The sequence below is a fragment of the Mesorhizobium sp. ISC11 genome (assembly GCF_037162595.1).
Lineage (GTDB): Bacteria > Pseudomonadota > Alphaproteobacteria > Rhizobiales > Rhizobiaceae > Mesorhizobium > Mesorhizobium ciceri.
Map to the genome: position 1 here is coordinate 1,225,407 of NZ_JAVSPW010000001.1, position 18,367 is coordinate 1,243,773.

General features: G+C 60.6%; 20 protein-coding genes and 1 tRNA gene. 9 read left to right on the forward strand and 12 right to left on the reverse strand.

The genetic code is table 11. The annotated features are described in order from the left end of the window. The first annotated feature begins 72 nt into the window (after positions 1-72). Positions 73-1,044 carry an NAD-dependent epimerase/dehydratase family protein gene (locus RPF88_RS06165; protein WP_063168088.1) on the forward strand — a complete coding sequence of 324 codons (972 nt, stop codon included), beginning with the start codon at positions 73-75 and terminating at the stop codon, positions 1,042-1,044. 115 nt (positions 1,045-1,159) lie between these two features. On the opposite strand, the gene RPF88_RS06170 is transcribed toward RPF88_RS06165, so the two are convergent. Continuing rightward, positions 1,160-1,438 (reverse strand): hypothetical protein, encoded by a 279-nt coding sequence (locus tag RPF88_RS06170; protein ID WP_127224493.1) that lies wholly within the window; start codon positions 1,436-1,438, stop codon positions 1,160-1,162. Between RPF88_RS06170 and RPF88_RS06175 the strand changes: the two genes are divergently transcribed. The 3 genes from RPF88_RS06175 (at position 1,410) to RPF88_RS06185 (ending at position 4,802) form a co-directional block, all read left to right on the forward strand. After that, on the forward strand, positions 1,410-2,444 hold the full coding sequence (locus RPF88_RS06175; protein WP_337121972.1) for an extracellular solute-binding protein: 1,035 nt from the start codon (positions 1,410-1,412) through the stop codon (positions 2,442-2,444). The two genes, RPF88_RS06170 and RPF88_RS06175, sit on opposite strands and share 29 nt — an antisense overlap. A gap of 85 nt (positions 2,445-2,529) precedes the next feature. After that, complete coding sequence (locus RPF88_RS06180; protein WP_337121973.1) at positions 2,530-3,957, forward strand: amidase; 1,428 nt, start codon at positions 2,530-2,532, stop codon at positions 3,955-3,957. Between the two features lie 143 nt (positions 3,958-4,100). Next, complete coding sequence (locus tag RPF88_RS06185) at positions 4,101-4,802, forward strand: TetR/AcrR family transcriptional regulator (RefSeq protein ID WP_013531378.1); 702 nt, start codon at positions 4,101-4,103, stop codon at positions 4,800-4,802. 107 nt (positions 4,803-4,909) lie between these two features. Here RPF88_RS06185 and RPF88_RS06190 read toward each other — a convergent pair whose 3' ends face one another. From RPF88_RS06190 to RPF88_RS06210, 5 genes are read right to left on the reverse strand one after another with little or no spacing between them, the layout of a single operon-like run. Further along, positions 4,910-5,668 carry an MBL fold metallo-hydrolase gene (locus RPF88_RS06190; RefSeq protein WP_337121975.1) on the reverse strand — a complete coding sequence of 253 codons (759 nt, stop codon included), beginning with the start codon at positions 5,666-5,668 and terminating at the stop codon, positions 4,910-4,912. A 20-nt stretch (positions 5,669-5,688) separates the two neighbouring features. Then, positions 5,689-6,753, reverse strand: a complete 1,065-nt coding sequence (locus tag RPF88_RS06195; protein WP_275952948.1) for an ABC transporter ATP-binding protein — start codon at positions 6,751-6,753, stop codon at positions 5,689-5,691. Then, positions 6,750-7,532, reverse strand: a complete 783-nt coding sequence (locus RPF88_RS06200; RefSeq protein WP_013531381.1) for an ABC transporter permease — start codon at positions 7,530-7,532, stop codon at positions 6,750-6,752. The genes RPF88_RS06195 and RPF88_RS06200 overlap by 4 nt, the downstream gene beginning before the upstream one ends. A 1-nt stretch (position 7,533) precedes the next feature. Continuing rightward, the gene (locus RPF88_RS06205) at positions 7,534-8,436 is read right to left on the reverse strand and encodes an ABC transporter permease (RefSeq protein WP_337121976.1); all 903 of its coding nucleotides are present in this window, start codon (positions 8,434-8,436) and stop codon (positions 7,534-7,536) included. 13 nt (positions 8,437-8,449) lie between these two features. After that, the gene (locus RPF88_RS06210) at positions 8,450-9,541 is read right to left on the reverse strand and encodes a polyamine ABC transporter substrate-binding protein (RefSeq protein ID WP_337121978.1); all 1,092 of its coding nucleotides are present in this window, start codon (positions 9,539-9,541) and stop codon (positions 8,450-8,452) included. 91 nt (positions 9,542-9,632) lie between these two features. Between RPF88_RS06210 and RPF88_RS06215 the strand changes: the two genes are divergently transcribed. Then, positions 9,633-10,247 carry a TetR/AcrR family transcriptional regulator gene (locus tag RPF88_RS06215; RefSeq protein ID WP_013531384.1) on the forward strand — a complete coding sequence of 205 codons (615 nt, stop codon included), beginning with the start codon at positions 9,633-9,635 and terminating at the stop codon, positions 10,245-10,247. 124 nt (positions 10,248-10,371) lie between these two features. Next, a complete protein-coding gene (locus RPF88_RS06220; protein WP_127366391.1) occupies positions 10,372-10,941 on the forward strand; it encodes a DUF2569 family protein in 570 nt (189 codons plus the stop codon). A gap of 366 nt (positions 10,942-11,307) precedes the next feature. Here the strand turns inward: RPF88_RS06220 and RPF88_RS06225 are convergent, their stop codons facing one another. The 6 genes from RPF88_RS06225 to RPF88_RS06250 form a co-directional block, all read right to left on the reverse strand. Then, complete coding sequence (locus RPF88_RS06225) at positions 11,308-11,607, reverse strand: DUF1236 domain-containing protein (protein WP_013531386.1); 300 nt, start codon at positions 11,605-11,607, stop codon at positions 11,308-11,310. Between the two features lie 1,260 nt (positions 11,608-12,867). Beyond that, entirely contained in the window at positions 12,868-13,575 is a 708-nt protein-coding gene (locus tag RPF88_RS06230; RefSeq protein ID WP_337121979.1) for a Crp/Fnr family transcriptional regulator, read from the reverse strand. 608 nt (positions 13,576-14,183) lie between these two features. Then, entirely contained in the window at positions 14,184-14,564 is a 381-nt protein-coding gene (locus RPF88_RS06235; protein ID WP_337121981.1) for a hypothetical protein, read from the reverse strand. A 269-nt stretch (positions 14,565-14,833) separates the two neighbouring features. Continuing rightward, a complete protein-coding gene (locus tag RPF88_RS06240; RefSeq protein WP_063172287.1) occupies positions 14,834-15,487 on the reverse strand; it encodes an outer membrane protein in 654 nt (217 codons plus the stop codon). 409 nt (positions 15,488-15,896) lie between these two features. After that, entirely contained in the window at positions 15,897-16,259 is a 363-nt protein-coding gene (locus RPF88_RS06245) for a hypothetical protein (protein ID WP_337121982.1), read from the reverse strand. A gap of 324 nt (positions 16,260-16,583) precedes the next feature. Continuing rightward, a tRNA-Thr gene (locus RPF88_RS06250) sits at positions 16,584-16,659 on the reverse strand. A 155-nt stretch (positions 16,660-16,814) separates the two neighbouring features. Here RPF88_RS06250 and RPF88_RS06255 point away from each other — a divergent pair. The 3 genes from RPF88_RS06255 (at position 16,815) to RPF88_RS06265 (ending at position 18,324) form a co-directional block, all read left to right on the forward strand. Continuing rightward, entirely contained in the window at positions 16,815-16,982 is a 168-nt protein-coding gene (locus RPF88_RS06255) for a hypothetical protein (RefSeq protein WP_013531392.1), read from the forward strand. A 248-nt stretch (positions 16,983-17,230) separates the two neighbouring features. Beyond that, entirely contained in the window at positions 17,231-17,461 is a 231-nt protein-coding gene (locus tag RPF88_RS06260; protein ID WP_337121983.1) for a hypothetical protein, read from the forward strand. A gap of 557 nt (positions 17,462-18,018) precedes the next feature. Beyond that, positions 18,019-18,324, forward strand: a complete 306-nt coding sequence (locus RPF88_RS06265; RefSeq protein WP_013531394.1) for a BA14K family protein — start codon at positions 18,019-18,021, stop codon at positions 18,322-18,324. Positions 18,325-18,367: the final 43 nt, after the last annotated feature.

Below are 18,367 nucleotides of genomic sequence, written 5' to 3' on the forward strand. Positions count from 1 at the left end.
CTCGTATCCGCCGTTGTTGGGAAACAAGCCCTGCGGCTCGTTGACTGGCCGGGTGTCTGGAGCAGGGGGGCCATGTCGCGCAGCGTGTTGATTTCTGGTGGCTGCGGCTTCCTCGGCTCACATCTGGTCGACCGTCTGTTGCGGCGAAGCGATCTGGAAAAGCTGATCGTCGTCGACAATCTTTGGACCGGGACGCGAGACAACGTCGCACATATCGCCGATCCGCGTTTCGATCTGCAGATTGCCGATGCCGAAAGCTTTTCATCCCTTCAACGCTTCGATGAGATCATTCATCTCGCGTCGCCGGCTTCGCCGCTTTGGTACATGCGCGAGCCGGTACGCACGATCAAGGCCAACATCGGCGGCGCGCTCAATCTTCTGACGCTGCTCAAGCCCGGCGGCCGTTTCTGCTTCGCCTCGACCTCGGAAGTCTATGGCGACCCCCTGGTTTCACCCCAACCCGAGAGTTACAGGGGATCGGTGGACTGCACCGGTCCCAGGGCCTCTTATGATGAAAGCAAACGCTGCACCGAGGCATTGCTGTTCGAACAGCAGCGGGTTGTCGGGCTCGACATTCGCGTCGTCAGGATTTTCAACACATATGGGCCGCGAACCCGCATCGACGACGGACGCGCCGTTTCGAACTTTGCCATCCAGGCTCTGACAACCGGGGTGCTGACGGTCTATGGCGACGGGTCCCAATCGCGCAGTTGGGGTTATGTCGACGACATCGTCGAGGGGCTGGAACGTTACTTCTGGCGCGACGGCATCTCGCATCGCGGCCCTCTGAACATCGGCAACGATCACGAGGTTTCCGTCCTGCGCATCGCGGAATTCGTCAGGTCGCTTGTCCCCGGCAGCCGCATCGAGCACCACCCTCCGGCTCCCCAGGATCCGACAAATCGGCGTCCGGACCTGACGTCGGCGAGGCATGTCCTTCCTGGCTGGGAAGCCAGGACGGGCTATCAGGAAGGCATCGGGCGCACCTTCGATTGGTTCCGTCAGCGAATTGCGGCCGGAACCGTTGCGGCCCCAACGGCCTGACGCGCCCGACGTCGCGGCCAAAGCTCTTTCCTGGCTGCCCACTTGGTCACCACCGCATCGGGCGCATCGATCGGCGAGCCATGGCCGTATCCGCATAAAGATATTGACTGCATGTTTAGTCATAGTTACTCCTGAGGTCGCGAATTGAGTTGGACAGCCGGCGCCAGCCGGTGAATGGCCACCGTGAAGAGGGGAATATCTCGACTGCGATGCGGCTTGCCGTTGCCGGTGCGCCGCATGCCGCAAATGCGATGCCGACGGCCGTTCTCGTGCCGTCGATCGGCATTGTCGCGGCCATCTTTTCGTCAGCAGGAAACGGACCTGAGGCCGTAACGCCGCCGGTCCCAACAATGGGAGCATACAGCATGAACTGGAAACTGACCGCGACGGCCATCGGCCTGTCGCTGCTGACTGTCACGGGCGTTGCCCATGCCGAGGGCGAACTCAACATCTACAATTGGGGCAACTACACCAGTCCCGAGCTGATCAAGAAGTTCGAGGAGACCTACAAGGTCAAGGTCACCGTCACCGACTATGATTCCAACGATACCGCCCTGGCCAAGGTCCGGCAGGGCGCCTCCGGCTATGACATCGTCGTGCCCTCGGCGAGCGTCGTGCCGGTCTGGATCAGCGAAGGTCTGCTCTTGGAGACCGATCCCAACAAGATGGAGAACTTCAAGAACGTCGATCCCAGGTGGGTCGATGTTCCATTCGATCCAGGCCGCAAATATACCGTTCCATGGCAGTGGGGCACGACCGGCATTTCGTTGAACAAGTCGGTTTATGCCGGCGACCCCAACACATCGGCGATCTTCCTCGACCCACCCCCCCAACTCGTCGGCAAGATCAATGTCGTACCCGAAATGGGTGACATCATGTTCCTCGCCATCGCTTACGAGGGTGGCAAATATTGCAGCAGCGACATGCAAATGCTGAAGAAAGTGCATGACAAGCTGGTGGAGGCCAAGGCGAAATGGCTTTCGCTCGACTATGCGGCCGTCGATGGCCTGGGCAGGGGCGACATCGCCGCGGGCGTCAACTGGAACGGCATATCGCTGCGCGAGCGGCTTGAGAACGACAAGATCGTCTATGGCTATCCCAAGGAAGGCTATCCGATCTGGATGGACAATGTCGCTGTCCTCAAGGACGCCAAAAACGTCGACAACGCCAAGCTGTTCCAGAATTTCATCATGGATCCGCAGAATGCGGCGCTGATCTCAGCCTTTGCGCGTTATTCGAACGGCATCAAGGGCTCGGAAGCCTTCATGCCCGACGACATGAAGACCGCGCCGGAAGTCAACATTCCCGCCGATTTCGCCGCCAAGGGCCAGTTCATGCAGGCATGCCCGCCCGACGTGCAGGCGCTCTACACGAAGATCTGGACCGATCTGCAGAAATGACCTGACCAGGCTTTCCCGCGCCGCAGCACGCGGCGCGGTCATCTCCGTCCATGCAACGCGATGCGCAGATCGCAGGAGACTTCCCATGACCGATCTCGACCTTTGCTACATGCCGGCCAGCGAGGCGCTGCGGCTGTTCAAGGCAAAGAAGCTTTCGCCCGTCGAACTGATGCAGGCCACCATCCGCCGCGCCGAAGCCACCAAGCCGACGATCAACTGCCTCACCTTCACGCATTTCGACGAGGCGATGGATCTGGCCAGGAAAGCCGAGGCGAAATACGCCAGGGGGGCCCGTACCGGGGCGCTCGAGGGGCTGCCGATCGGCATCAAGGACGAGAGCTACATCAAGGACAAGCGGACCTCGCACGGCTCGCTGCTGTCCCGGGATGCCATCGGTGGCCATACGTCGACGATGAACGAGCGCATCATCAAGGCCGGAGGCATTGTCCATGCCCGCACGGCGACGCCTGAATTCAGCTGCGCCGGCTACACCTGGTCGAAACGCTGGGGCGTGACGCGCAATCCGTGGAACCCGGATTTCACGCCCGGCGGTTCGTCCGGCGGTGCCGCGGCGACGCTGGCGTCCGGCACGTCGTCGATCGCCACCGGCTCGGACATTGCCGGGTCGATCCGAATTCCCGCGTCGGCCTGCGGTCTTGTCGGCTTCAAGCCGCCTTACGGGCGCAATCCGGACGAGCCGCCGTTCAACCTCGATTTCTACTGCCACACCGGACCTTTGGCGCGAAACGTCGGGGATGCGATCCTGCTGCAGAACGTGATGGCCGGACCGAGCCCGCTCGACATCGCCACGCTCCGCCCCAAACTGCGCCTGCCCAGCGACTACAAGCCGATCAAGGGCTGGAAGATTGCTTTCTCGATGGACCTCGGTTCTTTCGAAGTGGACCCCGATGTGCGCAAGAACACGCTTGCCGCCTGCGATGTGTTTCGCTCGCTTGGCGCCACGGTCGAGGAAGTCGATCTGGGCTGGGGCGACGACGTGCTCAAGGCGGGCATGGCCTATCTCGAACATCTGTTCGGCGCCTCGCTGTCGCAACTGCTCAAGGAGCACGGCAAGGACATGACGAGCTATGCCAGGCAGTTCGCCGAGGACGGGCAAAGGTCGAAGGCGACGGACTTTGTCGGAACACTGGAAGTGGCGGCCAGGATGTACCAGACTCTGGGGCCGCTGCTGGAGACCTACGATGTGCTGATATGCCCGACCAACGCGCTTCCCGCCGTGCCGGCGGAGTTCGATCAGACAACGGGCACGGTCGAGATCAACGGCAAGCAGGTGAACCCGTCGCTTGGCTGGGTGATGACGACGCCGTTCAACATGATGAGCCGCTGTCCGGTTCTATCCGTGCCGTCGGGCCGGGCGGCAAGCGGCGTGCCGACAGGCATCCAGATCGTCGGCCGCACCTATTGCGATGCCGATGTCTTCCGGGCGGCCATGGCCTATGAGACGGCCAAGGGGCAGTGGTACACAAACGCCGAAACGCGCCCGTCGCTATAACAGGGCGATGCGGCCCTTGCCGCGATCGTGGTTGATCTGCGGTTTCGGTTGTGGTGAGCCGACGCCGGACACCTCGAATAGACGGATCCGTGGCGGCGGCGTCGGTGATCGCCGGCAGAAGGTCCGAAAGGAGCTGGACGAAGATGGCGCAACAAAAAGCTGCGGCGGCAAAACGCAAAGGCGCAACGGCGAAGAATGGACGTGCCGCAAACGATGCCGCGCCGCCCAAGGACCGTCGGCGCGAACGCGGCGAAGCCAGCGTGCAGCGGATCATCGACGCCACCATCGAGCTCATCGCGGAGGAGGGGCTGGCAAGCGTCACCATGCAGCGCATCGCCGAACATGTCGGCTCGTCCAATGCCCTGGTCGTCTTCCATTTCCGCAGCAAGGAGAACCTGTTTCGCGCCGTCCTGCAGTATCTCAGCGATCGATATGATGAGCTGTGGGTGACGCTGGTGCGAGCGCCCGGCCTGTCGCCGGTTGAGCGGGCCCTGGGCGCGGTCGATTGCGCGCAACGTTTCGCCCGCCAGCACCCGAAATGGGTTTCGGTCTTTGTCGTGTTCTCCAGCGACCGCAAGAGCATGCAGATCTACAATGAGATCGGCCTGCCGAGCGATCTTGCCTACACCGCCGAAGCGCGCGAGCTGCTGATCGAGATTTCGCGCAGCGGCGGTTATACCGGCGTCGACATAGACACCCTATCGGAGAGCCTGAATTATCTGGTCCACGGCGCCTGGTATTGGGATCATCTCAATCCGTCCAGCCGCGACACCAACGTGCTGCGCAAGACCATGCTGCTCCTGCTGCATCAAGCGTTTCCGCGGCATTTCGAATTGATGCGCTAGAGCAATTCCAGGAAAAGTGTGAAACGGTTTTCCGTCCGGAATTGCGCCAAGCAAGGAGTTGGAGTGGTTCGCCGTTTTCGTGAAACGGTGAACCGCTCTGACCGCTTTCAGGGCTGCCGCAGATGGCAGCCGGCTCGCCGCTTTTGTTCCAGATACTCGTCGACGAGCTGGCGGTAGCGCACCTTGCCGAAACTCGGGAAATGGCCGCCATGCACGACCGAGACATCGAGGTCGCGCAGGCGCAGCAGTGTCGCCATGTAGTCTGATATGTCCGAGTGGTAGACGTCGTCGATCAGCGGGCCGTCATAGATGATGTCGCCTGATAACAGGATGCCCGTCCTGTTTTCATAGAGCGCGATGCCGCCGGGCGAATGGCCGGGCGTGTGGATCACCTCGAAGGCACGATCGCCGAGATCGACGACGTCCCCATGCTTGAGCAAACGGCCTGCCGGTGCGGGCGGAATACGGTAGCGCGCCGTGTTCCAGCCTTGCGGCTGGCAATCGAACATTTCGTCGGTCGCATAGGTGCCGGCTGCCGTCCACTCGTTACGCGGATCGGCGAGGATCCCGGCCTCGGCGGCGTGCACGCAGCGCTCGGGAAATTCGTGGTGGCAGCCTATATGATCGAAATGCGTGTGGCTGGCGACGCAAATCAGCTTGCGCTCGCTGACCAACGGCACGTGACGCCTGAGGCTGAAATGGCCAAGCCCGGTGTCGAACAGAAGGTCACGATCGCGGCCGCGCACATGCCACATATTGCAGCGGAAGAACGGTTTTATCCAAGGCTCGTGGATCAAGGTCACGCCATCGCTCATGCGGATGGTCTCGTACCAGTCTGGTGCCTCGATGACCGCAAGCGTTGCCATGTTTCAATCCGTCAGAAAGTTCAGTCCGTCAGCAGGATGATCTGGTCGGTATCGCAGGAAATCGCGACCCTGTCGCCCGGCTGGACGGTCGCCGTCGCGGGCAATTTGGCGATGAAGTGGAGCGAAGGGTCCTCGACGGAAACGGCGAGCACCCGCTTGAAGCTGCCCTGGAAGACCACGTCGCTCACCTCGGCCGTGCCAAGCCTGACACCGCCGCGCGCCTCGCCGAGGACAAGATGCTCCGGGCGTATGGCCAGCGCAACGGCAAAGCCGACCGGCAAGGCGCCGGGCAGCGAGACCGGCCCGACCGGCGTCGCGACGGTGCTTGTCCTATCCTTCGCCTCCGTGACCGTGCCGGCGAGGATCGTGCTTTCGCCCATGAAGGTCGCCGAAAAACGCGTCGCCGGCCGTGCGTAGACGCGCTCTGGCGGACCTTCGTCCTCGATGCGCCCGTCATTCATCACCACGCAATGGTCGGCCAGCGCCATCGCCTCTTCCTGGTCGTGCGTGACATGGATAAAGGCGGTGCCGACGCGCTTCTGGATCGCCTTCAATTCATCCTGCATCTGCCGGCGAAGTTTGAGGTCGAGGGCGCCGAGCGGCTCGTCGAGCAAAAGCACCGCCGGCTCGATCACCAGCGCGCGCGCCAGCGCCACGCGCTGCCGTTGGCCGCCGGAGAGCTGATGCGGCTTCTTGTCGAAGGCAGAGGCGAGACCGACCAGCGCCAGCGCCTCGCGCGCCTTTGCGGCGCGTGTCGCGCCGTCGACGCCCTGCATGCGCAGGCCGAAGCCGACATTGCTGCCGACGCTCATATGCGGAAACAGCGCATAGTCCTGGAACACCGTCGTCGTTGGGCGCTTGGCCGGCGGCACCGACGTGCAGTCCTGGCCACGGATGAACACCTTGCCTTCGCTGGGCGTGACGAAGCCGCCCAGAATGGACAAGAGCGTCGTCTTGCCGGAGCCGGACGGCCCGAGCAGGATCGTGTAGCTGCCGGGCTCGATCTGCAGCGAGACATCCTTCAGCACGGTGTGCTGGCCGAAGCGATGCGAGACACTGCTGATGTCGACGAGGGGCGCGCTCATGCCGGCTTTCTCCGAAGCAATGTCAGTTCAAAAAACACCACCAGCACGATGGAGACGGCGAAGACCAGCGAGCCGACCGCATTGGTCTTGGGATTGAGGCCGGAACGCAGCAGGTTCCAGATCTCGACCGGCAGCGTGGTGTCGAAGCGGGTGAGCAGGAAGGAGATCACGAATTCGTCCCAGGAGAAGGTCATCGACAGGAAGAAGCCGGCGAAGATGGCCGGCGCCATGACCGGCACGGTGATCAACAGCAGCACCTTCCATTCCGGCGCGCCGAGGTCGCGCGCGGCGCGCTCGATGTTGATCTGGTGGTCGCCCATCTGGCTGTAGATGATGGCAAAGCACAGCGGCAGATTGATCACGACATGGCCGATGCCGGCGGCAAGCAAGGATTTCGGTACGCCGGCCCAGTTGAACAGCACCAGCAGCCCCATGCCGATGATGAGATAGCTGACCGTCAGCGGCAGGGTGATCAGCCCGCGCAGCAGGCCGGAGCCGGGCAGGACGAAGCGGGCAAAGCCCCAGGCGGAAAGGAAGCCGAGCGTCACGGCGGCGAGCGACGAGATGGACGCGACCAGCAGCGAATTGACCAACGCCGAAGTCAGCCGTGGGTCCGAGAGCACTGCGTCGTACCAGCGCAGCGACGGGCCGGTGAAGGGCGGGATCGGGAACGACGTCGCCTGCAGCGAAAACAGCACCAGCACGATCACGGGCAGGAAGATGAAGCCGTAGACGGCAAGCGCGTAGAGCCAGGAGGCGATGCGGACAATCCTGCGCATCTCAGGCCCGCTCGATCTTCAGCCAGCGGGCGCAGGCGAGATAGGCGATGGTGACCACCGCCATCAGGATGATCGACAGCGCCGAGGCCAGCGGAAAGTCGCCGCGCCGGCCGATCTGCATCATCACCAGCTGCGGCATCAGCAGCTCGTTGTTGCCGCCCAGGATCTGCGGCGTGATGTAGTCGCCGATGCACAGCACGAAAGTGAGGAAGGCGCCGACCATGATGCCGGGCAAGGTCAGCGGCAGCACGACATGCAGGAAGGTTCGCACCGGCCCGGCGCCGAGATCGGCGGCCGCCTTGCGGTAGCTCGGGCTGAGCTGCTTGAGATTGGCGAAGATCGTCAGCGTCAACAACATGACGAAGAAGTGCACGAAGCCGGTGATGGTGGCGAAACGCGTGTTGGCGAGATGCACAGGCTCGCTGATGAGGCCGGAGCCGGTCAGCGCCCGGTTTACGACGCCGTTCTGCGCCAGCACCAGCAGCCAGGAATAGGAGCGCACGACATAGGAGGTCCAGAACGGCAGCACCGCCAGCATCAGCGCCAGCCGCTGCCAGCGCTCCGGCACCTGTTCGGCGAGGATCCAGGCGAAGGGATAGGCGAGCAGCACCGAGACCACGGTGACGATCGCGGTCACCTCAAGCGAGTTCACCATCGCCTGCCAGTAGGAAGGGTTGGTGAAGAACTGGCTGTAGTTGGACAGCGTGAAGCCGCCGCCCTCATGCGCCGTCAGGCTGGAAAACCCCATGGCAATGAACGGCAGCACGAAGAACAGCAGCGTCCAGCCGAGCGCCGGCGTGACCAGCGCCCAGGGCAGAGCAGAGCTCGCCCGGGGCAGAGCAGAGCTCGCCCGGGGCAGGGTACGGCCCGCCCGGGGCAAGGGGTTGTTTCCAGCCGAGCTCATGAGCGCTATTGGCTCATTTCGCCTGCAGCATTTCGGTCCACATGTCCTGCATCTTCTTGTCGAGATCGGCGTTCGGCGCCGGATAGGCCTGGGCACGCGTCAGGAAGCCCGGCTGTTCGTCGAAGCGCAGCACCTTCTTCTGGTCGTCGGTCAGTGCTGCCTTGGTGTTGGCCGGCATGCCCCAGTAGCAGGAGGAGGTGGCAAGCCGCGCCTGGCCCTCCGGGCTCATAATGTACTGGATGAACTTCAGCGCCATGTCCTTGTTCTTGGAATCCTTGAACATGGCCAGCGACTGCGACCACAGAACCGCACCTTCTTTCGGGATGGAGAAGTCCAGCGCCGGGTTTTCCTTGGCCAGGCCCGCCGTCACCCATTCGCCGCCGCCGACCAGTATGTCGACCTCGCCCGTCGCCAGCGCCGTCTGGCTGGCGGTCACTTCGCCGACCAGCTTGGCATTGGCTTTCATCTTCAAGAGCTCGTCCTTGAGGGCGGGCAGGTCGGCTTCGGTGAGATCGGCCGTCTTCTTGCCGATCGCCAGTGCGGCCATGCCGATGACCGGCAGGTAGTAGTCGTAGATGGCGACCTTGCCCTTGTACTTGTCGCCGGTCAGGGCCGCCATCGACTGCATGTCGGCCGGATCGACCTTGGTCTTGTTGTAGCCGATCGTGTTGTAGCCGAACTTTTCGGGGATGCCGTAGCGCTTGCCGCCGACCATGGTGGAGCCGTCCATCTTCACCTGCGCAAACAGGTCGGCCAGCGGCAGCTTGTCTTCCGGCAGCGGCTCGAACAGGCCTTTTTCGACGCCGCGCGGCACGTCGATCGAATCGATCACCATCACGTCCCAGTCGCCCGGCTGCGACTGTTCGACGATGGCAAGGCCAGCGCCGGTGCCCTCGAATTCCTTGACGTTGACCTTGACGCCATTGGCCTCCTCGAAGGGCTGCAGCAGTGCTGGATCGGCATGATCGCACCAGATCAGCGCGTTGAGGTCGGCGGCCTGGACAGCGCTGCCGGCTGCGAGCAACAGCGCCGCGGCCGCGCACGCAGCATGCAGATGGCTCTTCAACATGGAAAGCGAATTCATGGTCTTGGAATGTGCGGACATCGAGTGTTCTCCCTTGCCTTTGTGGCTTCTTGCAAAAAATTGAACCAATTCTAAAATTGAGTCAATTCTGTTTTTGTGGCAAGAGGCTGGAATGAGCGGATTGCGGGCAAGGCAAAAGGCGGACCGGCACAGGCGCATCATCGAAGCGGCGGCGGAACTGTTTCGAGAGGCCGGCTATGAGGGCGCCAAGATAGAGGCGATCGCCACGCAGGCCGAGGTCTCGGTCGGCACCATCTACAACTACTATGAGAACAAGGGCGACATCCTCGGCGCCATCGTCTCGCTGGAGGTCAATGAGGTGCTGAATGCCGGGCAGGGCGTCGTCGCCAGGCCGCCGGCCAATGTCGGCGATGCGCTGGATACGCTGATCGGCATCTACATCGAGCACTCGCTGCACTATCTCAGCAAGGAGATGTGGCGGCAGGCAATGGCGATCTCGACGCAACTGCCCGACAGCCCGTTCGGCCAGGCCTACACCGCGCTCGACCGCGCGCTGACCGAACAGATCCGCGCCCTGATCGCCCGCCTGCAGGCGCTCGGCCTGGTGCGGCAGGACATCGACGGAGCAGCGCTCGGCGAACTGATCTTCAACAACATGAACATGATGTTCATCGAATTCGTGAAGCGCGACGCGGCGAAAATACCGGAGCTGCGCGCGGCGATCCGAAGGCAGAACCGGATTTTGGTGGCGGCGATCGGGGTGTGAAGGAGTCAGGAGCAGACAGGAGAAATCGTCGGTTCGACATAACTTCATTCACACGAGGGCTCGCCTCTTGAGTTGAATCTAAAACCTTGTACAACTTAAAGGGGCATAAAAAGGAGAGGGGTAAATGGGGGCGTTTTCCATCTGGCATTGGGCGATCATGCTGCTGTTGATCGGCGTGCCTGTTTTCTTTGCTGTTCGATCGGCCGCGAAGCCGTCGCAGAATCCTGAGACTCTTGTGGGCTTCGGCGGCTGGCTGATGCTGCTGGCTATCGGTCAGGCATTGTCACCGCTGCGCACACTCGCCGAATTGGGGGCCTCCAGCGATGGCTACAACCAGCTCATGCTGGTGCCGAATGGACCCATGGTGGTCTATGGCGAGGTTGCCCTGCTGCTGGCATTTATGGTGTTTCAGCTTGTGGTGCTCGTTGCCATGCTGAGGCGGAGCCTTCGGTTCAAGCAGTTGTTTCTCATCCAATGGCTCGCAATCCCGGTGGCGGTCATACTGGACGCGATCTGGGTCTCCACCGCGATCGGGGTTTCGGTTCGGAAAGTGGTCACTGGCGAGGCGCTTGCGACGTACATAGTCTCGTTTGTGCTGATAGGGCTCTGGGTCGCCTACGTCTACAAGTCCGTCAGGGTGCGGAACACCTTCACCAGGGTTGGGGCATCCACCCAGGTTGCTGGCGCGTCGTAGAAGAAGGCACAACTTGGAATGTTGGAACTGCGCGCGGCGATCCGCGGGCAGAACCGAATTCTTGTGGCGGCGATTGGGGTGTGACCTCGTGCACCACTATGTCGCCATCGAACCTGGAACGGCCAGATCCTGAGCCGACCGACCTCGACCATCATCCGTGACGGCTGCGACCTTTTGGAAGGTCTTTATTTCGGCCTCATTTATACGTGCTGCCCGCGCTCTCGCCTGGAGATCAACCAGGCGCGCCACGAGCGCTTGCGACGTCTCGACTTCAGGGTTCATCATTTTCATTTGTCCGATTGAGTGGCGATCTGACGAGCGCAACCCGCCGGCATCCCTGCCGGCGGGCCTGGCCGGTTCGAAGTTTCAGTCGTAGACTTTCACAATCTTGCGTGTGCTCGGGTCCACCAAAACCGTTCGGTTGTCGACCACCGTATAGCGGTATTTGACGTTGGGAACCTCGTGGAGTTCGACCGTGTCTGGCAGAGCCGTGCCGACATTCAACTCCACCCCCGGAAGCTTCACAGAAGCCAAGGGTTGCTTCTTCACGTATTCGCGGACGACGGTGTCCTGTTCCGGTGTGATAACCACATCCTGTGCCGCAACCGCGCCGACGCTGGCCAACAGCAAGAGCGCCGCAGCGGCGCTGCTTAGGTGCATCCTCATTTGTTTTTCTCCTCTTGTAACCTGGCGGCAGCACGATCGGCTGGGCGCCAGCCACCCGAACACGTCGCCAGGCCAAACGTTCCTCATACGGGCCTCTGTCTGAATCCGCGCAGGACCAAAGTCTGGTTGGAAAACGCAATGGTCTTACCCGTTGGGAGTAGGCGGAACGGCTTAGGCCTAAAGGTTGTTGTCTCTCCAATTCGGAGAGAAACAGTGGAAAAAAGTGTCGGCCAGGCGCGATGGTTGCTCGCACCGATTTTCGCAACAGCCATCACCTTCTTGGTGATGGGGGTCGTTCTTGGCTGACATGGCGTGGATCGGCGCAGCTACGTCCCTTCCTGCGCTGATAGGACCCGTGAGCTGCTTCGACGGCGGGCGGGTCCTGTATTTCACCGTGCGCCCATGCATGCTCATTCGGCAGGCGTGGGCGCATTTCTAGCACATGTACCTTGGGAGGTTTATTATGGATCGGCGATCCTTCTTGACTGCAATGTTTGGCGTTGCCGGGGCAGCGGCCCTTGCAAGCGCTGTCCGCCCAACTGACGCAATGGCGGGTGTTCCAGGGGCCGGACACGGCATCCTCGATGAACTTGAGACGCCACAAACAGAGACCTTTGAAGAAGACGCACAGGCAGAAGTGCAGCAAGTCTACCATCGGGACTGGCACTACCGTCCCCACCGCCGCCGGCGGGGCTGGAGACGGGTTTGCCGCAGTTATTGGCGGCATGGTCGCCGTCGCGTCCGGTGCTACCGCCGACGTGGTCCTTCGGTCGTCCTTCGATTTTAACTGATTTCCCGCCTCGGCCCGTTCCGGCTCACGCGCCGAGAACGGGCCGGTTTAGATTCTTTTCGGTGAACGATCACAATGACATTGGTCCAGAGATCGAATGAGAGTGGCAGCGCGAACCAACCGGGAAATGGCAACGATGATCGTGCGCCCGGGTTTGTGGCCTCCGTCGCTTTGCCGGACAAAGAAAACATTGCCGACCTTGTCAGGCGAACAGAGCGCATGGCCATCTTGGTGGTTCTTGGACTGAGCGGCTGGTTGATGCTCGTCCCCGCTATTTATCTTGTGCTGACGCACGGGATATGAAGCTTGCGGGACATCCGTGCGCGCCCAGGGTTGGATTGCAATCGCATCGGATCGCGGCTTCCGCAGCCGTTTCGTGTCACCGGCAATGTGGGCGGGACGGGCTGTATTGCTGGCGCGAGGCGCAGGTGCTTGGATCACCGCGGCCTACGTCCGGCATGCTTGGAGCGCTATAATCCAACTAGCCGAACGTAATCGGCTTCTGGCTTGCCGTAGGTGCCGTTTGCGCAGGCCGCAAGTCCGCTGCGGTCCCTGATGTGCACTTCGCCACGTCGAGAATAGATGAAACCACGTCCTTCCAGAACTTGCAGCCCAACGGTAACGCCTGGGCGTCTTGCTCCAAGCATGACGGCGAGAAACTCATGGGTGATCGCAAGGCGCTCGCCGTGGACCCGATCGTCACACATTAGAAGCCAGCGCGCCAACCGCTCTTCAAGGTTTGATTTTGCGTTGATCAGGGCCGTATAGCTGGTCTGGATGTGGAAGTAGTGGACATAGCGCAACAGGAAAAGGCGCAACGTTGGGCTGTTCGCAAGAGCCTCCTTGAAGGGCTCGGTTCCCATCCTGAAAGCGCTGCCGGCCGACTGAACGTAGCATTGATGCGCTGCATAGTCAGCGCCCATCACGAGCGCGGCACCGGTCATTCCCTCAAAGCCGACAAGGCCCACCTCGGCTTCCTTACCTGAAGCCGTCGCGACCACAGAAGCGATGCCGTCCTCCAGGAAGTACACCGTCTCGATCTCCGAATCGGCTTTCTCTAAGGTCATTTTCGGCTCGAGGTCACACGGTTCAAGGTGTGGCTGCAAAAGCCCCAGGTCACCAGGGTCAAGCCTGCGCAACAATTGGTTTCTGTAGGAATCGTTCTCTGGATTGGTCATAGCTCAATCCCGCTTGGGGCAAGAGCTTTCCAATCTCCCTGCCGTCTGCGCCCGTAGACACGTGCAGACGATTTAAAAAATATACGCCCTCTGGCGCGCGATTGACAGTGAAATGCAACCTGATGCACGGCGTCCCCTCAGCCGCCGAATTACAAAACAGGGGTGTACAAAGTTACAGGGTTGGAATCGTACAGAACTCTGCTTCGTACGAATCCGACAATTTGTGATCGCAGCCAACGAGCCGGCATGATGTACATGGTTATCAATGTCGAGGCAGAGCGACGAGAGGGCGACCGACCGACTGGCAAGGCGACGGCTGTGCCCCATAACGGGTCAAAAGTTTGGCATCTAAATTGCTTTCACAGGTATGGGGTGGGCGAGAGCCCGTCGCTTCGCAAATGGAGCGGCGGGTCTACCCTACCAGTGACTGTCGAATGGCCACGGCAGCAGAATGTACCGCCTTTCAGCAGAAACTAACGGAACATCCGTACTCGCCCAAAGTTGGATTGCAGGAAGCATCGCATGCGGGCTTCCGCAGCCCGTTTCGTGTCACCGGCAATGTGGGCGGGGCGGGCTGTTTTGCGTTGGTACGCAATTTATACCGCTGACTACTTGTGGGTAATCCAGTCCAACAAGCCAACGTTAACCTGCTCGCACCCGACATATTCGCGGACCAGGCTTTCAGCCAGGTGGCGCCATTCACACTCGGGAACGCCTGTTTCCCTGACCAGGTTTCGAAACGCCGAGCGGAGAATGTCGGCATCGAAGGCCGAGACGGCAACAGGACCTGGCTCCGGATCTCCCTCCCGGGCCATGTCATCGCGATGACGTTGGCGAAGGCGCTTGAGCAGTTCGCGCGAGGCCTCGATTGCGCGTCGGGAGTGGTCCATATCACGGCGAAATGAGGCAGTTCCGGCCAGGGAATGGTGCCGCGACCGAAAGCTGGTTTCTATAACCGCGCGTGCGACTTCTATATGCGTTTCTGCCATCGCGGCCTCCCTTCCTGCGAAAGGATTTATTTACTCTCTTGTCACGCGTGACCCAAGAAGGATTCAACGTACGGTTTGGTACGAAGGGATGGCGCGCAGATGGGCATGGTCCCGAACGAACGAAGGGCCTGAACGGCAAACTATTTGCGATCCAGGCCCCTAGCCGTCGGGTTCGCGGCGACATTGCGCCCGCGGAATGCCATTCACAAGCTGGACCTTGGTCTTGCCATTCCCGCGGAGGGCGTCAAGGTCGGAGACGCGCTGAACAGTTAGAACTTCATCGCGATGCCGACGCGGAAATCGTGCGTCTGAAGCGTGTGTTCCAGCGTGCATCCGCCGCCACAATATTCAAGCGACTTCTTGCCGAAGAAGGAGAAGTCGTATTCGCCGCGCAAGAACACGTTGTGTGTGAGCGCGACGTCGATGCCTGCTCCAACAATACCACCGACCAAGGTGGCATCCCGCTCAGCGTTTCCACCTGGGTAGAATGTCTTCAGCTTTGCAGCGGTTACACCAGCCGTGACGAACGGCATGTAGGCTCCCATGTCCATGCCAACGCGACCCTTTACGGATCCGAACAAACCTGTGGAGGCGTCAAGGACGCCTGGGCCTGGAATATCGTCGAAGGTGTTCTTCTTGAAGCGGTAGCCAAGCTCGCCTTCGACGCCATAGACAATCTTGCCGGATTGGAGGTTATAGCCTGCAAAGCCGCCGACCGTTGCCGAGCCGACATTATGCGTTGCGCCAGCCTGGGCGCCCGGTCCATAGATCTTGTAGTGTTCCAACGTTCCGGCACCGAACACGCCGGCGTATGGCCCTTGCCAGGTCCATTCAGGGGTATCGACAGGAGCGATCGTCATATCGGCAGCCATGGCCGGAGCCGCGGAAAGCGCAACGAATGAAGCGAGCAAAAAAGCTTTCATGAAATCCCCATCAAAATCGCCAATCGCCTTATATCGATGAGCCTGCAACTTTGTATATAGCTAGGAAGTCACACCCGTAGGCTAAGTTGCTGCGCCTGAATTCGGCGAAATAGGTATCGGGATGGCCGGTGCAAGCAGGCATCCCTCGAAGAGCTCAATACTTCCGCGTCAGGCTTCGATGCGGGCATTATCGAGAAATTCAAGTGCGGAGCGTGGAAGGGTGCCGTTCTGATCTTCAATGAAGCCGCTGCCGCACGGATCAGGCTTGCAGCTGTGTTCGTGAAGAATGCCGATGGGTATACCGGACGGCTCAATCCGCAGCAATCAGGAAGGATGCCGTCGACGCCATAGTTAGGCGGCGGCGCGCAGGGCGGTGACTCGCCCAATGTCCGGGTCCCTTCTCAGCCATCTATCGGTAAAGTCCCGGGTATTTGGCCTTCTCAGCCTGGCAATTTCCCGCTCTCTGGACCGCCATGGCGTAAGCTCTTTCATAGGTGCGAATGGCCTTCCGGAACTTAGGCGGATTAGGCGTCAGGTGTTTTTCTATCCCCTCGTACAAAAGCACAGGGACAGCAATGATAGCTTTTCCATCTTCTGTAGGCATCAGCCGGCACCTTTGCATAACGCCGTTGAGGTTACCTGCCATTTTAGCGGCCAAATTTAACTTGGCATCGGGCATCCCGACCAGGAAGTGGATATTGTCCTGTCCTGCCGAAGCCGCCGAAGACGCGAAGCAAATTGCGGCGGCGAGTGCGACCAAAATGCGGATCAAAGTGACGTCCCCCCAATATTCCCAAATCTGAGCCAGGCTGAATATTTGGCAACCTAGCACCAAGCACACTATCCACAAATATGACACCTTCAAAACGCTCTCGCTCGATGCGCCAATGGGGGGACTGACCTTAGGCGAATCGATTTGCTGGTGGCGCCGGAACCTTACGAGCCGGAGGAGGACGAAGAGGATGATCCGGATACGGTGATGCTCTGGGGCGGATACTCGCGTTGGCAAATGAAAAATTCCAGGTGGATAAGCGGTGGATCGAACCCGAACCTTGTTTTCTAAGCTTTTGAAAATGTTATGGTTTTTGCATTGTGCTGGTGCCCCCGGACGGAATCGAACCGCCGACCTTCGGTTTACAAAACCGCTGCTCTACCAGCTGAGCTACAAGGGCACGGCGCTCCGGTTAGCATATTTGTTGCGCCAGTAAAGACAAAACTCCGTTTTTCCCGGCATGCCGCATGGGCCGTCGGCGAGGGCATCCTGAAAACCGCCGGATTGCTTCCTACATCTAGGGAAGGGTGCAATCGCTTCGAGCAGGGGTGTCGCATGATCAGATTTGTCATCATTCTCCCGATCATCTTCGTGGCCTGGATGCTGCTGGTGAAGATCATCAGCGACGTGAAGAAGGCCAACGTCGACTGGACCGGCGTCACCACCATCATCGGCTTCATCGCGCTGGCGTTCTGGCTGCGCCATGTCACGGGGATGGGGTGAGTGAGGGAATAGGGGAATAGGGGAATAGGGGAATAGGGGAATAGGGGAATAGGGGAATAGGGGAATAGGGGAATAGGGGAATAGGGGAATAGGGGGCGACGGGTCATTGGTGTCCTTGCCGTCGCCGCGCTGGCTTCAGCGGCACCCCACAAAAAATCTCCTCCACCTATCGAACCTTTTGCTGCGCCGCGCCGACTGATGGTCAGAGGCGAATGGGTCGCCTCGATCAAAAGATCCAGGAGATCATCATGTTCAAGCGCACTCTTACCTCGGGCCTCGTCGCCATCTTCGTCGCCACCGGCGCGCTCGCCGGCACTGTCGGCACGTCGTCAGCCCACGGCATGCATGGCCATCATCATCACCACCACAACCACAACCACAACCATCACAAGAAGCACTTCAAGAAGTTCTGGTGGAAGCACTACAACCACCACCACAACCATCACCACAGGCACGGCAGGGTGATCATTTTCCTTTGATGGAGGGACCCAATTCCCCAAGAGGGCGGCTTCGGCCGCCCTTTTTGCGTTCGGCGATCACCTTGTGAAGTCGGGCGGCAAAGCTGCTGATCCCCGCAAGCTACGGCATGCACACATTTCCAAGCAACTGGTCTTTGGCGATAGAGTGCATGGCAGCTTGGCGCATGCATTGCCTATGCGGCGCTGGTCCCGCTCCGTCTCGGCTTCGCCGAGCCAACGCTCGCCCACCAACGCTCCTTTCCTTTCCCTCCGGAGGGGGGAAGGTGGCGCTGCGAAGCAGCGACGGATTGGGGGACCCACCCGGCAATCGGGCCTCGGGCCGATCAGTCACCCCAGTCATAGCAGATATGTGCATGGCATAGCCCCCAGCAAGTGGGGGAGATTGGCCGCATCAACGTCCTCGCCAACCCTTTCCAGTCGCCGTCAGCGTGGACCTCGGTCCATCCGATTTCCCAGCTCCAGAAAAATCAAAAAAGTTCGAACCTTTTTCCTGGCTGTGACGACAGATGATCAAGAGGCGGATGGATCGCCTCGGTCAACGAAGCAAGGAGATCGTCATGTTCAAGAACACACTCGTTTCCGGCCTTATCGCCACCGCCGTCGCCGCCGCCACGCTGGCCGGCACCGTGCAGCCTTCGGCCGCCCACAGCCATCACCACAACCGCGAAATCGGCATCGGCATTGCTGCCGGCGTCGGCGGCTTCGTCCTCGGCAGCCTGCTCGCCCAGCCGCGCACCGTCTATGTCGACGAAGGCGGTGGCTCGTGGCATGTCCGCCGCTGCTACGATCGCTATGCCAGCTACGACGCGGACTCCGATACCTATCTCGGCCACGACGGATACCGCCACTATTGCCGTCTCTGAGGGGAGGACCCGTTCAGCAACAGAGGGGCCCATGCGAGCCCCT